The sequence below is a fragment of the Polyangium mundeleinium genome (genome assembly GCF_028369105.1).
Classification (GTDB): domain Bacteria; phylum Myxococcota_A; class Polyangia; order Polyangiales; family Polyangiaceae; genus Polyangium; species Polyangium mundeleinium.
Genome location: NZ_JAQNDO010000001.1, coordinates 7682665 through 7695555, shown reverse-complemented (window position 1 = coordinate 7695555; position 12891 = coordinate 7682665). Strand labels below are relative to the sequence as shown.

The following is a 12891-nucleotide window of genomic DNA, read 5'->3' as shown; positions in this document are numbered from 1 at the left end:
CCGCGTGGCGCCTGGCCGCGCTCGAAGGCGCGATGTGGTAAGGGAGAGCGGCAGATGCATACGGCCCTCCCGAATCTCCGCTCGCGCGTCCGGAAAGGTCCGTTCGCCGAGCTCCTCGCCGAGCTCAACCGCAACCGGACCCGCCTCGCAGAGGCCGAGCACGACGCCACCATCTCGTTCGGCCCAACCATGCGCGTCGAACGTTTCGTCCTGGGCAACGGCCTGCGGGTGCTGATCCTGCAGGACAACGCGGCGCCCGTCGTCTGCGTGCAGACGTGGTTCGGCGTGGGCTCGCGGCACGAGCGCGTCGGCAAGACGGGCATCGCCCATCTCTTCGAGCACCTCATGTTCGGCGAGACGGAGACCTCGGCCCACGGCGCGTTCGATCGCACCCTCGAAGAAGCGGGCGCCGAGACGAACGCCGCGACGTTCCTGGACTGGACGTACTACCACACGAACCTGCCCGCCGAGGCGCTTGAGCTCACGCTGCGGCTCGAAGCGGACCGGATGTCGCGCCTCGTGTTGCGTGATCCGCAGGTGGCGAGCGAGAAGGAGGTCGTCGCGAACGAGCGGAGGCAACGCGTCGACGACGACGTGGACGGCGCGATCAGCGAGGTCCTCTACAAGGAGGCGTTTCGCGAGCACGGCTACGGGCATCCGACGATCGGATGGATGGACGACATCCTGGGCTTCACGACCGACGACTGCGTCTCGTTCTACCGGACGTATTACGCGCCGAACAACGCGGCGATGGCGATCGTTGGCGACGTCGACATCGGTCAAGTGCTCCGGCTCGTGCAGGACAACTACGGCGGCCTGCCGTCTTCGGTCCTGCCGGTCGAGGATGTGCGACCCGAGCCTCCGCAAACCGTGGAGCGTCGGATCCAGATCACCAAGCCGACGCCGACGCACAAGGTGGCGATCGGGTACAAATCGGCGGCGCTCGGGGACTTCGATCATCCGGCGCTCGTGCTCCTGAACGAGATCCTCTTCGGAGGGCGCTCCTCGCGGGTGCATCGCGCGCTCATCCAGGATCAGGAGATCGCCACCGACGTGCGAGGCTGGGTGGGCGCGTTCCGCGATCCATCGCTCTACGACGTCTTCTTGTCGGCGCGCGGTGAGCACACCGCGGAGGCGCTCTGCGCTGCGCTCGACGTGCTCCTCGATCGGGTCCGCGTCGAGCCGGTCACGGAGGAGGAACTTGAAAAGGCCAAGGCGCGCGTCGAGCTCGCGGTGCTGCAGGGGCTCGAGACGGTGAGCGGCAAGGCCGAGCAGATCGGGTTTTACGAGATCGTGCTGGGCGATCCGGCGGCGCTCTTCGAACGGCTCGCGGCGTACCGCAGGGTCACCGTGGGAGACCTCCTGCGCGTGGCGCGGCGTTACCTCGCGCGCTCGTCGAGGACGGTCATCGAGGTCGCGCCCGACGGATCGATGGAGAGTGACGAGGTGGACGACGAAGAGGCGGAAGGCGAGGGGAGCGAAGAGGAGGTGGCGTCGTGACGAACGTCATCGTCGAGCCGAGCCCCGCGTTGCCTATCGTCAGCGTCGTCGTCGCGTTCCGCTCGGGATCGGCGCACGACCCCGTGGGCCGCGAAGGGCTCGGGCGCACCACGGCACGCATGCTCCGTCGCGGTGCCGATGGATGGAGCTCGGAGAAGATCGAGCAGACGATCGACCTCCTCGGCGGTGAGCTCGGCGTGGACGTCTCGCCGAGCTCGAGCACGCTTCACTTCGAGGTGATCCGGCGTTCGCTCGATCCGTTCGTGGACCTCGCATCGACGTTGCTCGCGCGGCCCTCGTTCGACGAGACCGAGCTCGCTCGGCTGAAGCGTGAAGCCGAGGCCGAGCTCATCGAGTCACGCGACAGCGACGGCTCCTTGTGCGCGCGCGCCTTCCGCCGGACGCTCTTCGCCGGTCATCCGTACGGCCGCCGCGTTGCAGGTTGCATTCCCGCGTTGCGTGCGATCGAGCGCGCCGACGTGGTGTCGTTCTATGGGGCGCACTACGCGCGGGAGAACGCGATCGTCACGATCTCGGGAGACGTCGACGTGGAGGAAGGCCACGCGATCGCCGAACGCTTGCTTTCCGGACTCCCGGCCGGCGCACGTATCCCGGATCCCGTGCCGCCGCCGGCGCGGAGGGCCGGCCGTCGGCTCGTCTTCGTCGACAAACCGGAGCGAACCCAGACGCAGATGATCGTGGGAGGACTGGGGACGCACCCGAATGATCCCGATCACGTCGCGCTCCTCGTGGCGAACACGGCGTTCGGAGGGACGTTCACGTCGCGGCTCATGCAGGAGGTGCGGGCGAAGCGCGGCTGGTCGTACGGCGCGTCGTCTCGTGTCGGCTTCGATCGGCAGAGGGACGCGTTCACGATGTGGACGGCGCCCAAGGCGTCGGATGCCGCGGCCTGCCTCGCCCTGAAGCTCGAGCTTCTGCACGCGCTCCGCAAGGATGGGATCACGCGGGACGAGCTCTCGTTCGTCAAGAAGTACCTCGTTCGCTCCCACGCCTTCGAGGTGGATACGGCGAGGAAACGGGCCTACCAGAAGCTCGAGGCCGCGCTCTACGATTTGCCTGAGGGATACCACGACAAGCAGCTCGAGCAGATCGAGGCCGTTACGCTGGACGAGGCGAACGCCGCGATCCGCGAGCGTCTGTCGGAGGATGACCTCGTGGTCTCGGTCGTGGGAACGTTCTCGCAGATCGGCGATGCCGTCGCGAAGTCCGTCCCGCGGCTGCAGGAGACGCAGGTCGATCCGTTCGACCTCGAATGATCTGGCGCGCGGGTGTGTGACCCGCGCGCCGCTCGCTTCACGACGGGAAGACGATCCGCGGGTAAGACAGCTCCCGCACGGGGACGGCGCAGGGATACATGACGGGCTGATTGCGACGGCGTGAGGCGCGCGCCGCGTGTGACGGTTGATGCGCATACGCGAGGAGCACCTCGCGCACGCGAAGCAGATCTTTGGGCCGCAGCGGGCGTGGCGTCGACACGGCGAGGCTCGACGCGGCGAGCGCGCGCCCTCGCCGGAGCGCTTCTGCGCGCGCGAGCTTCAGCCGAGCGTAAGCCGTCTTGAGCGGGACCCCGAGCTTCTCGGCGATCTCCGGCATCGTCTGCTCTTCGAGGTCGTGCAGGACGAGAACCTCGCGGAGCTTCGGGCGCATCCGGCCGATGAGCTCGCGGGCGAGCGCCTGCTCTTCGCCTTCCAGGAGCGCGGACTCGGCCGCGAGGGCGTCGCTCATCGGCTCCGGTGGCCAATCGGCCACGAGCGGCTCCATGCGGTGCCGTGCGAGCTTTCGGTAGTTCGTCGCGAGCTGCATGGCGATGACGAACAGCCAGGGGCGCGCCGAGCTTGCCGCGTCGTGATCCTCGATCCGCCGCAAGGCGACCGAGAAGACCTCCTGTGCGATGTCGTCGGCGTCGCGGGCGGGCACTCCGTAACGCTCGACGGTGCGCAGGACGAACTCCCATTCGCGCGCATAGAGCTGCTGGAATACCTCGTCACGCGGAGGCAGGGGCCCGGAGATGAGCTCTTCCGCGAAGGGATACCGAACGGGAGGATGCAGCGGATCCAGAGGGACGGCGTCGGGAGACAGCGGCGGGTCGCCTTCCGGACACCAGGTGGAAGGGGATGTCGGTGCCGGCGGGGGCGACGCGCTACGGCGCTTGCCCGCTGCAGGAGTTTCACTGGACGAACTTGCGCGTGGAGCTCGTTTTCCGCTTGCGCTGCGGGGACGCTCGTCGGGCCTTTTCATGGTTCACCGCCCCGAGGCGCAGCTCGCGTGATCGACGTTGCCCGCGCCTCTCGAACGGTTTGTCCTGCGGGTGGCAGGGAGCGTCAATGGTCATCCGCGCTCACGCGCCAGCGGTGGGCTCCCCCTCGGCCTCCGTCGCGAGCATCCACAAGACCGCCATTCGTACGGCGACGCCCGCTTCCACCTGATCGAGGATGACGCTGCGTGAGCCATCCGCCACGACAGGGTCGATCTCCACACCTCGGTTCATGGGCCCGGGGTGCATCACGATCGCGTCGGGCGCGGCGAGCGCGAGTCGCGTTTCGTTGAGCCCGAACTTCCTGCTGTACTCGCGGGTGCTCGGCAAGAACGTGCCCGCGAGGCGTTCGCGCTGCACACGGAGCATCATCACGACGTCGGCGCCTTCGAGCGCGGGTTCGAGTCGATCATGCACCTCCGCGCCGAGCGACTCGGCCGCGGGTGGAAGGAGCGTGCGAGGGCCTGCGAAGCGCACCGTGGCTCCCATTTTCCGAAGCAGAAGCGCGTTCGAGCGCGCGACGCGGCTGTGCAAAACGTCGCCGCAGATGGCCACGACGAGGCCCTCGATCCGTCCCTTGCGACGTCGAATCGTGAACGCGTCGAGCAGCGCTTGCGTGGGGTGCTCGTGCGTCCCGTCGCCCGCATTGACCACGGCGGCCTTCGTGCGTGAAGCGACGTAGTGCGGCGCGCCCGACGCTTGATGCCGGATGACGAGGACGTCCGGGCACATCGCTTCGAGGTTCTTCACCGTGTCGAGGAGCGTCTCGCCCTTGACCGCGCTCGACGTCGACACGCTGATGTTGATGACGTCCGCCGAGAGCCTCTTGCCCGCGAGCTCGAACGAGGTCCGCGTGCGCGTGGAGGGCTCGTAGAAGAGGTTGATCACCGTCTTGCCCCGGAGCGTCGGCACCTTCCGGACGCTGCGCCGCGAGACGTCGAAGAAGCTCTCCGCAGCGTCCAGGATCGAGAAGATCTCGGTCCTCTCCAGGGCCTCGATCCCGAGCAGGTGGCGGTGCGGATATCGCGCGCGTGGTGTTGTCACGTTCCCCCCAGGGTGGATGAATCTTCGATGGTGGCCCACGCGCCGTCGTCCTTCTGCGTGACCTCGATCCTCTGTCCGGGGCCGAGCTCGACGCGGCGCACGGTGTAGTCCGGGTGGATGGGCAACTCGCGGCCGCCGCGGTCGACGAGCACGCAGAGCTCGATGCGGCGCGGGCGGCCGTAGTCGAGCACTGCGTCGAGCGCCGCGCGGATCGTACGGCCGGTGTAGAGGACGTCGTCGACGAGCACGACGCGTTTGCCGCGCACCTCGAAGGGGATGCGGCTCGGGCCGATCTTGGGGTTCGGCAGGGCCGTCGCGGCATCGTCGCGGTAGAGGGTGATGTCGATGGAGCCCGTCGGCGGCGCTTCACCTTCGAGCTCGCGGAGCAGCGCGGCGAGCCTCTCCGCGAGGGGCTCGCCGCCGCGCCGTATGCCGATCAGCGCGAGGTCACGGACGCCACCGTGCTCGGCGATTTCGCCAGCGACGCGGCGGAGACCTCGGGCCACCGCGACCGGATCGAGGAGGACTTCGGACATGGCGGGGACGAGCTACCACAAGGCCGACGCGGTGTCCCCGGGCCGCGCGGGGTCCGTCACGTCAATCGGGCTGGTGGAGAATTTTCTGGGTCGGATCCACGAAGTAGAACCGACCATACGCGGCGCGCTGGAAGGTGATCGCGCCGAACGCGTTGACGAGGACGGAGACCAGGGCGAACGTCCAGAAGAAGCCGCCGAGCCGCCTCCTGCCGAGCGCGAGGAGCGCGAACAGGAACACGGCGAAGTCGTTGGAGAAGCGGTAGCCGAACTGGATCCAACCACTGTTCTGGTAGAGCAAGCTCGGCAGCGCGACGCATGCGGCCGTAAGCGCGACGGCCCCGTACGAAGGCGGCGTGCGCCTCGGCCAGAGCACCCACGCGTAGATGGGCGTCGTGACCCAAAGCGCGAGGCCGTGCGCGTTGATCTGGAACGGCGCGCCGCTCGTGCCCGTGTAGGGCAGGGACGTCAGGATCACGCCGAGGTTCCGGCCGAGGTAGTGGTACGAGAAGAGCCCCCACCGCTCGATGCGCGCTCGCCACGTGATCGCCAGCAGCCGGTGGCCGAACTCGAACGGATCGCCGAACCGCGCGGCGTTGTACCAGAGCAGGACGCCGAGCACCGCGGCGGCAGGCGCCGCGAAGAGCGCGATCCTTTTCGCGAGCGCTCGCGCATCCACGTCCGCGAGGCGCACGCGAGCGCTCGCGCTCGAGTTCGTGCTCGCTCGGACCGCCTCGTACACGAAGAGAGGGAACGCGAATCCGAGCGGCGTGCGCGTGGCGAACCCGAGGCCGATCGCGAGCCCCGCGAGGATCGGGTGCGCAGCGCCGACGGACGCGAAGAGGTAGAGCGCCGCGAGCGCTGCGCCGACGACGTGCGCGACGAACCAGACCGTGCCTTGCACAGCGGAGAACCAGTACACGGTGCCGAACGCGAACAGCAGCGAGAGGAGCACGTTCTCCCGCTCGGATCGTCCCGTCCTGCCGGCGCGGGTGAGCGCGTCGAGGCCGAGGTATAGGAGCGCCGGCCCGAGGCCCGTGAAGAGCGCGAAGATCTGACCGTCCCGAACGCGATCGACGCTGCCCGCGAGCTTGACCGCCGGCAGCAAGAGGACCGCGGGGAACGGCGGAAAGCTCACGTAGTGCTTGCCCTCCCACACGACGAAATCGTTGTTCCCCGTGTACGCGGGAGGAGGTCCGCCGAGGTCCAGGCGGCCGTGCAGCCACGCGTTGGCGAGCAAGGCGAAGTGATTGTACGGCGTGTGCGTCGTGAGCCGCTCGCGCCCTGTCGTGGCGAGACACACGACCGTGACCAACGTGTAGATTGCCGCAGCAAAAAGCCACCTTCGCGATCGATCGTCGGGCCGTTCGAGCGGGCGGTCCATGCGTGCTGGGCGCACCCTACCATGGCCTTTGCCGGTCGAAGCTGCGCCGGGCGGCTTGCGAGCACCCCGACCGTGCGCTAGTTGCTCCCGCCTCGCGCGGCCGAGGCGAACCTCATGGCTGCCGCGACCTCGCACTCGTCCAAGGAATCGATCATGCCGCTCTTCGCCATTCCCGCCGGAGACATCGACGCCGCTGGTCGCTCGATCGCGGCGGACCTGCCCGTCGCATGGCTCGACGAGCAGCTCAGCGACTGCGACATGCGTGGCGCCGAGGTGGGGCACGTCTCGGGGCGGATCTCGCGCTCCGGCTCCGACATCGTCGTGCGCGGGCGCGTCCACGCCGTCTTGCAGGCGCCGTGCGCTCGTTGCCTTGAGACGACGAAGCTCGACGTCGACGCGGAGATGTCGCTCCTCCTCAAGCCGGCAGCGCCTGCCGTGCTCGCGCAGAAGGCGGACGAAAAGCGCGCCGCGGCGCAGGCAAAGAAGGCGGCGGGGGGAAGCTCGAAGACCGAGACAGGCACGGGCAAGCGGGCGCCGAAGGAAAAAGAGCTGCCGGAGTACGAGTTTTCCTCGGACGAGGCGGAGGTGGACGTCTACGACGGCGAGACGGTCGTGCTCGACGGGTTCATCCGTGAGGCGATTCTGCTCGAGATGCCGATCTTCCCCTTGTGCTCCGAGGCGTGTCCGGGTATCCGTCCCGCCTCCCCCGAGGCCGTCGAGGGTGGCGCCGAGCCGCCCATCGACCCCAGGCTCGCGCCCCTCGGCGCTTTGCGCGCCGCGCTCTCCAAGGCGAGCGGCTCGCGCGGGCCGAACGATGATCAAGGAGCCGCGTCCGGCAGTGCCGACGCGTCCCAGCAGAAGAAGACGAAGAAGGAGTAGCCCGTGGCCGTCCCGAAGAGGAAAACCACCCCGAGCAAGCGCGACATGCGGCGCGCGAACCACGACAAGGTCACCCCGGTGCAGGTGGTTGCCTGCCCGAACTGCGGGGAGGCGGCGCTTCCGCACCGCGCCTGCGGCGCCTGTGGTTTCTACAAGGGTCGCAAGGCGAAGGCCGTCAAGGCCGCGACCACCTGAGTCCATCGCATCTCCCCGGCCTGCCCGTCTCGAAGGGAACCCGCTCCACGAAGGGCGAGGCTTCGAGATGGGCTCGCGCCAGGCACCACGTGCGTGCATGGATCTTGGCGCTCCTTGATGAATTTCACGGAGACACAGGCCTTGGTCCATCGCTCGAACACGCGCCGCCTCGGCGCCCTGCTACCTTGTCACCATGAGCGCGCTCCCCACACCGAAGAGTCGCATCCTCGGGACTGGCCACTACGTCCCTGAGAAGGTCCTCGCCAACGTCGACCTCGAGAAGATCGTCGACACGTCCGACGCTTGGATCGCGGAGCGCACCGGCATCCGGCGCCGGCACATCGCGGCCGAGAACGAGAACACGAGCGACATGGCGGCGGCCGCTGCGCGCCGCGCCCTCGAGTCGGCGGGGCTCAACGCCGCCGACATCGACATGATCATCGTCGGGACGATCAGCGGCGACAGCCCGATGCCCGCGTGCGCCGTGCACGTGCAGCAGAAGCTCGGGGCCGACAACATCCCGGCCTTCGACGTGTCGGCCGCGTGCGCCGGGTTCATCTACGGGCTCACCATCGCCGATCAGTTCATCGCCACCGGGGCGGCGCGCTGCGTCCTCGTGGTCGGCGTCGAGCTGCTCTCGAGGCTGCTCGACTGGCAGGATCGGACGACGTGCGTCCTCTTCGGGGATGGCGCGGGCGCGGTCGTCCTCGGGCCCTCGGAGGGAGACGGCCGGGGCCTGCTCTCCACGCGGATCTTCACCGACGGCTCGCTCGCGCATGCGCTCACGATTCCAGGCGGCGGCACGGCCGAACCGCTCACGGAGGAGGGCCTCGCGAAGAAGCGCAACAAGGTCCACATGATGGGGCAGGAGATCTTCCGGACCGCCATCAAGAACCTGACGAGCGCGTCGACCGCGGTCCTCAAAGCTTCCGGGCTGACGAGCGCCGAGCTCGACTGGGTCGTCGCCCATCAGGCGAACCTGCGCATCATCACGCAGGTCGCCGATCGGCTGAACTTCCCGATGGAGAAGTTCGTCATCAACATCCAGGAGTACGGCAACACATCGAGCGCCTCGATCCCCATCGCGCTCGACGAGGCCGTGCGCGACGGGCGCATCAAGTCCGGGCAAAACGTCCTCATGTGCGCCCTCGGCGCCGGGATCTCCTGGGGCGCCGCCCTCGTGCGGATGTGACGCGTTTCCCCGCGTCTCCGCCGATCCTTTGACTGCAAAACATTTTCTCGCGACGTAACACCACGGAGTCCGCGTCGATGCAGCGAAGCACGAAGGTCGCCTGGTTGTTCCCTGGTCAAGGCTCGCAGGTCGTCGGCATGGGCAAAGAGCTCGCTGCGACGTCAGAGGCCGCGCGCCGCACGTTCGAGCGCGCGGACGCCGCGCTCGGCGAGCCGCTCTCCCGGCTCTGCTTCGAAGGCCCGATGGAGGAGCTCACGCTCACCGCGAACACGCAGCCCGCGATCGTGGCGGCGAGCGCGGCCATCGTGGCGGCGCTGCGCGAGCGTCACCCGGATCTCGCGCCGCCCGTGTTCGCCGCGGGGCACTCGCTCGGCGAGTACAGCGCCCTCTGCGCCGCGGGCGCGATCGAGCTCGAAGACGCCGTGCGCCTCTGCCGCCTGCGCGGCTCCGCGATGCAGGCCGCAGTGCCGCCGGGCGAGGGCGCGATGTCGGCGATCATGGGGCTCGACGCCGAGGCGATCGCGGCGATCTGCGAGGAGGCGGCCGCGGGGGAGATCGTTTCGCCGGCGAACTACAACGCGCCGGGGCAGGTGGTGATCGCAGGGCACAAGGACGCGGTAGCTCGTGCGGGGGAGCTCGTGGTCGCGCGTGGCGGCAAGGCCGTGCCGCTCAAGGTCAGCGCGCCCTTCCACTGCGCGCTCATGCGGAGCGCGCGTGACGCGCTCGCGCCTGCGCTCGAGCGGGTCGTGATCCATCCGCTCGTGTTCCCGGTGATCGCCAACGTCGACGCGTCGCCGAACGCCGATCCCGGGCGGGTCGCCGAGCTCTTGCTCGGGCAGATCGACGGCGCGGTCCTCTGGTCCGCTTCGGTCGAGCGCATGGCGGCCGAGGGCGTGACGCACGCGCTCGAGCTTGGGCCTGGCAAGGTGCTCGCCGGGCTCGGGAAGCGAATCGCGAAATCCATCAAGGTGCTGAGCGTCTCGGATCCGGCGGGGATCGACGCGGTGCCTGCATTCCTGGAGGCTTGAGAGATGTTCGGTCTGAGCGGCAAGGTCGCGCTCGTGACGGGCGCTTCACGGGGAATTGGTCGCGCGACGGCGGAGGCGCTCGCAGCGCAAGGCGCGTACGTCGTTGTCAACTACGTGCGCGGTGAGGAGGAGGCGCGTCGCGTCGTGCAGGCGATCGAGGAGCGCGGAGGCAAGGCCGAGGCGCTCGGCTTCGACGTGGCCGACATGCAGGCCACCGACGAGGCGATCGCGGCGCTGGCGAAGCGGCTCGGCCGCCTCGACATCCTCGTGGCGAACGCGGGCATCGCCGTCGACAATCTCGTCCTGCGCGTGAAGGAAGAGGAGATCGATCGCGTCTTCGCGGTGAACGTGAAGGGCGCGATCGGCTGCGCGCGCGCGGTCATCAAGCCGATGATGCGCGCCCGCACGGGCCGCATCGTGTTTCTGTCGAGTATCGTCGGTGAGATGGGCAATGCCGGGCAGGCGGTCTACGCCGCGTCGAAGGCCGCGCTCCTCGGCCTCTCGAAGACGCTCGCGCGCGAGTACGCTTCACGCAGCATCACGGTGAACGTGGTCGCGCCCGGCTTCATCGACACCGACATGACCTCGTCGCTCGGGGCCGAGGTGAAGGAAGGCATGCTGAAGGCCATTCCGCTCGGTCGCACCGGAAAGCCGGAAGAGGTCGCTGCCGCGGTGGCCTTCCTCTGCTCGGATGCTGCTTCTTACATCACGGGCGAGACCATCCGCGTAAACGGCGGCATGTACATGTAAAAAGCGTTTCGCACGCCACGAAGGTGGTGCAAAAGCTCGAACGATGGGTTAGGAGGGGACCGCTTTTTCCCGGAGGACGCCATGGCGGAAGGTCGCGACATCTCGGCCGAGGTCAAACGGATCATCAAGGAACAGCTCGACGTCGACGAGAAGGACATCAAGCCCGAGTCGACGTTCATCGACGACCTGGGCGCAGATTCGCTCGGCCTCGTGGAGCTCGTGCTCGCCTTCGAAGAGGCGTTCGAGATCGACATCCCGGACGAGGACACGGAGAAGATCCGGTCCGTGCAGGATGCGATCGACTACATCAATTCGCACATCAAGAAGTAGCGCCCGAGAGCCCTAGCGAGGGCCTCGTCCCCGGTCCATCCTGGGCGAAGCGAGTATGGAACGCGTCGTCATCACCGGCATCGGTCTCGTCACCCCGAACGGCATCGGCACCGTGGAGACGTGGCGCTCCGTGCTCGCGGCAGAGTCCGGGATCGGGCCTATCACCCTCTTCGATGCGTCGCAGTACTCGACGCGCATCGCGGGCGAGGTGAAGGGGTTTGCTGCGGAAGACTTCATCCCCAAAAAGAAGGTCCGCGAGATGGGCCGCTTCGCCCATCTCTCGGTCGCGGCCTCGCAGCTCTGCCTGAAAGACGCGGGGATCGAGTTCACCGACGAGGAGCGCGAGACGTGCGGCACGTTCATCGGCGTCGGCCTCGGCGGACTCGAGAACCTGTACCAGTACGCGCAGACGCTGCTCGAAAAGGGGCCCTCGAAGGTCAGCCCTTACTTCATCCCGCAGGTCATCGCGAACCTCGCCGCCGGCCAGGTCGCGATGGCCCTCGACCTCAAAGGGCCGAGCTACTGCAACACGAGCGCGTGCGCGTCGAGCGCCCATTCGATCGGCGAAGCCTTCGAGTGGATCCGCCGCGGCCGCACGCACCTCATGGTCGCAGGCGGCACGGAGGCGACGATCACGGGCCTCGCCGCCGCGGGCTTCGGCGCGATGTTCGCGCTCTCGCGGCGCAACGACGAGCCCACGCGGGCGAGCCGGCCGTGGGACAAGGGCCGCGACGGGTTTGTCATGGGCGAGGGCGCCGCAACGCTCATGCTCGAGTCGCTGTCGCACGCGAAGCGCCGCGGCGCGAAGATCTACGGCGAGGTGACCGGCTATGGCGCCACGTGCGACGCGTACCACCTGACGAAGCCCGCGCCGGAAGGCGAGGGCGCGCAGCGCGCGATGAAGCAAGCGCTCGTGGACGCAAAGCTCGCGTCGACGGACATCGAGTACATCAACGCGCACGGCACCTCGACGCCGCACGGCGACCTCGAGGAGGCGCGCGCGATCGTAAAAGTGTTCGGCGAGCACGCGACCGGGCATGGGCTTTGGGTGAGCTCGACGAAGTCCGTGACGGGGCACCTGCTCGGCGGCGCGGGCGCGGTCGAGGCGGCTCTCTCCGTGCTCGCGCTCCAAGATGGCAAGGTCCCTCCCACGGCAAACCTCGAGGAGCAGGATCCCGAGTGCGTGCTCGACTGCGTCCCGCTCGTCGCGCGGGATCGCCGTCTTCGGAACGTCATGTCGAACTCGTTCGGGTTCGGGGGCACCAACGTTGCGCTCGTGTTCTCCCGCTTCGAGGGCTAGGCGATGAGGTGCCCGTTCTGCGGGCACCTCGAGGACAAGGTCGTCGAGTCCCGCGCGCCCGGGTCGGGTGATGTCGTGCGCAGGCGCCGCGAGTGCGCCGCTTGTGGTCGTCGATTCACGACGTACGAGCGCGTCGAGGACGTCCTGCCGACCGTCGTGAAAAAAGACGGCCGGCGTGAACCGTTCGATCGCGCCAAGCTGATGCGAGGTCTCCGGACCGCCTGCAACAAGCGGCCGGTCTCGGTGGACCGGCTGGAGGTCGTGGTGGACGCGATCGAGCGCGAGGTGCAGGAGTCCGAGCGGCGCGAGGTGACGAGCGCGGAGCTCGGCGAGCGGGTGATGAACCACCTCCGCGACCTCGACGAGGTCGCCTACGTCCGTTTCGCCAGCGTCTACCGCTCCTTCCGGGACGTGGACGAGTTCCTCCGCGAGCTTGGCAAGCTTGTGAAGGCGAAGGGCCCCTAGTAGATCCGGGCTGACC

General features: G+C 68.4%; 14 protein-coding genes. 10 read left to right on the top strand and 4 right to left on the bottom strand.

The features are described 5' to 3' along the window. Nucleotides 1-54: 54 nt before the first annotated feature. Both POL67_RS30620 and POL67_RS53775 read left to right on the top strand, forming a co-directional pair. Nucleotides 55-1500 (top strand): M16 family metallopeptidase, encoded by a 1446-nt coding sequence (locus POL67_RS30620; RefSeq protein ID WP_271923534.1) that lies wholly within the window; start codon nt 55-57, stop codon nt 1498-1500. Further along, nucleotides 1497-2777, top strand: a complete 1281-nt coding sequence (locus tag POL67_RS53775) for a M16 family metallopeptidase (RefSeq protein WP_271923532.1) — start codon at nt 1497-1499, stop codon at nt 2775-2777. Before POL67_RS30620 ends, POL67_RS53775 begins: the two co-directional genes overlap by 4 nt. Nucleotides 2778-2814: 37 nt before the next feature. Here the strand turns inward: POL67_RS53775 and POL67_RS30610 are convergent, their stop codons facing one another. The 4 genes from POL67_RS30610 to POL67_RS30595 form a co-directional block, all read right to left on the bottom strand. Further along, nucleotides 2815-3759: an RNA polymerase sigma factor gene (locus tag POL67_RS30610; RefSeq protein ID WP_271923530.1), complete on the bottom strand. Its 945-nt coding sequence runs from the start codon at nt 3757-3759 to the stop codon at nt 2815-2817. Nucleotides 3760-3859: 100 nt separating this feature from the next. Continuing rightward, nucleotides 3860-4819, bottom strand: a complete 960-nt coding sequence (locus tag POL67_RS30605) for an aspartate carbamoyltransferase catalytic subunit (protein ID WP_271923528.1) — start codon at nt 4817-4819, stop codon at nt 3860-3862. After that, a complete protein-coding gene (gene pyrR, locus POL67_RS30600) occupies nt 4816-5355 on the bottom strand; it encodes a bifunctional pyr operon transcriptional regulator/uracil phosphoribosyltransferase PyrR (protein ID WP_271923526.1) in 540 nt (179 codons plus the stop codon). The genes POL67_RS30605 and pyrR overlap by 4 nt, the downstream gene beginning before the upstream one ends. A 61-nt stretch (nt 5356-5416) precedes the next feature. Further along, nucleotides 5417-6736, bottom strand: coding sequence for a hypothetical protein (locus POL67_RS30595; RefSeq protein ID WP_271923524.1), 1320 nt, complete (start codon nt 6734-6736; stop codon nt 5417-5419). Between the two features lie 114 nt (nt 6737-6850). Between POL67_RS30595 and POL67_RS30590 the strand changes: the two genes are divergently transcribed. From POL67_RS30590 to nrdR, 8 genes are all read left to right on the top strand, one after another. Further along, nucleotides 6851-7615 carry a YceD family protein gene (locus POL67_RS30590; protein ID WP_271923522.1) on the top strand — a complete coding sequence of 255 codons (765 nt, stop codon included), beginning with the start codon at nt 6851-6853 and terminating at the stop codon, nt 7613-7615. 3 nt (nt 7616-7618) lie between these two features. Continuing rightward, nucleotides 7619-7810: a 50S ribosomal protein L32 gene (gene rpmF / locus POL67_RS30585; protein ID WP_271923521.1), complete on the top strand. Its 192-nt coding sequence runs from the start codon at nt 7619-7621 to the stop codon at nt 7808-7810. A 193-nt stretch (nt 7811-8003) separates the two neighbouring features. Then, on the top strand, nt 8004-9002 hold the full coding sequence (locus POL67_RS30580; RefSeq protein WP_271923519.1) for a beta-ketoacyl-ACP synthase III: 999 nt from the start codon (nt 8004-8006) through the stop codon (nt 9000-9002). A gap of 77 nt (nt 9003-9079) precedes the next feature. Next, entirely contained in the window at nt 9080-10030 is a 951-nt protein-coding gene (fabD, locus tag POL67_RS30575; RefSeq protein WP_271923517.1) for an ACP S-malonyltransferase, read from the top strand. Nucleotides 10031-10033: 3 nt separating this feature from the next. Next, complete coding sequence (gene fabG, locus POL67_RS30570) at nt 10034-10780, top strand: 3-oxoacyl-[acyl-carrier-protein] reductase (protein ID WP_271923515.1); 747 nt, start codon at nt 10034-10036, stop codon at nt 10778-10780. Nucleotides 10781-10861: 81 nt separating this feature from the next. Beyond that, nucleotides 10862-11110 (top strand): acyl carrier protein, encoded by a 249-nt coding sequence (acpP, locus tag POL67_RS30565; protein WP_136931833.1) that lies wholly within the window; start codon nt 10862-10864, stop codon nt 11108-11110. Between the two features lie 55 nt (nt 11111-11165). Continuing rightward, a complete protein-coding gene (fabF, locus tag POL67_RS30560) occupies nt 11166-12410 on the top strand; it encodes a beta-ketoacyl-ACP synthase II (RefSeq protein ID WP_271923512.1) in 1245 nt (414 codons plus the stop codon). Between the two features lie 3 nt (nt 12411-12413). Further along, complete coding sequence (gene nrdR, locus POL67_RS30555; RefSeq protein WP_136931831.1) at nt 12414-12875, top strand: transcriptional regulator NrdR; 462 nt, start codon at nt 12414-12416, stop codon at nt 12873-12875. The last annotated feature ends 16 nt before the right edge of the window (nt 12876-12891 follow it).

Bases quoted from the DNA above. Each gene is read 5' to 3' on its own strand.
- POL67_RS30620 (WP_271923534.1), top strand. From the start codon at position 55: ATGCATACGGCCCTCCCGAATCTCCGCTCGCGCGTCCGGAAAGGTCCG.
- POL67_RS30610 (WP_271923530.1), bottom strand. From the start codon at position 3,759: ATGAAAAGGCCCGACGAGCGTCCCCGCAGCGCAAGCGGAAAACGAGCT.
- pyrR (WP_271923526.1), bottom strand. From the start codon at position 5,355: ATGTCCGAAGTCCTCCTCGATCCGGTCGCGGTGGCCCGAGGTCTCCGC.
- POL67_RS30595 (WP_271923524.1), bottom strand. From the start codon at position 6,736: ATGGACCGCCCGCTCGAACGGCCCGACGATCGATCGCGAAGGTGGCTT.
- POL67_RS30590 (WP_271923522.1), top strand. From the start codon at position 6,851: ATGGCTGCCGCGACCTCGCACTCGTCCAAGGAATCGATCATGCCGCTC.
- POL67_RS30580 (WP_271923519.1), top strand. From the start codon at position 8,004: ATGAGCGCGCTCCCCACACCGAAGAGTCGCATCCTCGGGACTGGCCAC.
- fabD (WP_271923517.1), top strand. From the start codon at position 9,080: ATGCAGCGAAGCACGAAGGTCGCCTGGTTGTTCCCTGGTCAAGGCTCG.
- fabG (WP_271923515.1), top strand. From the start codon at position 10,034: ATGTTCGGTCTGAGCGGCAAGGTCGCGCTCGTGACGGGCGCTTCACGG.
- acpP (WP_136931833.1), top strand. From the start codon at position 10,862: ATGGCGGAAGGTCGCGACATCTCGGCCGAGGTCAAACGGATCATCAAG.
- fabF (WP_271923512.1), top strand. From the start codon at position 11,166: ATGGAACGCGTCGTCATCACCGGCATCGGTCTCGTCACCCCGAACGGC.
- nrdR (WP_136931831.1), top strand. From the start codon at position 12,414: ATGAGGTGCCCGTTCTGCGGGCACCTCGAGGACAAGGTCGTCGAGTCC.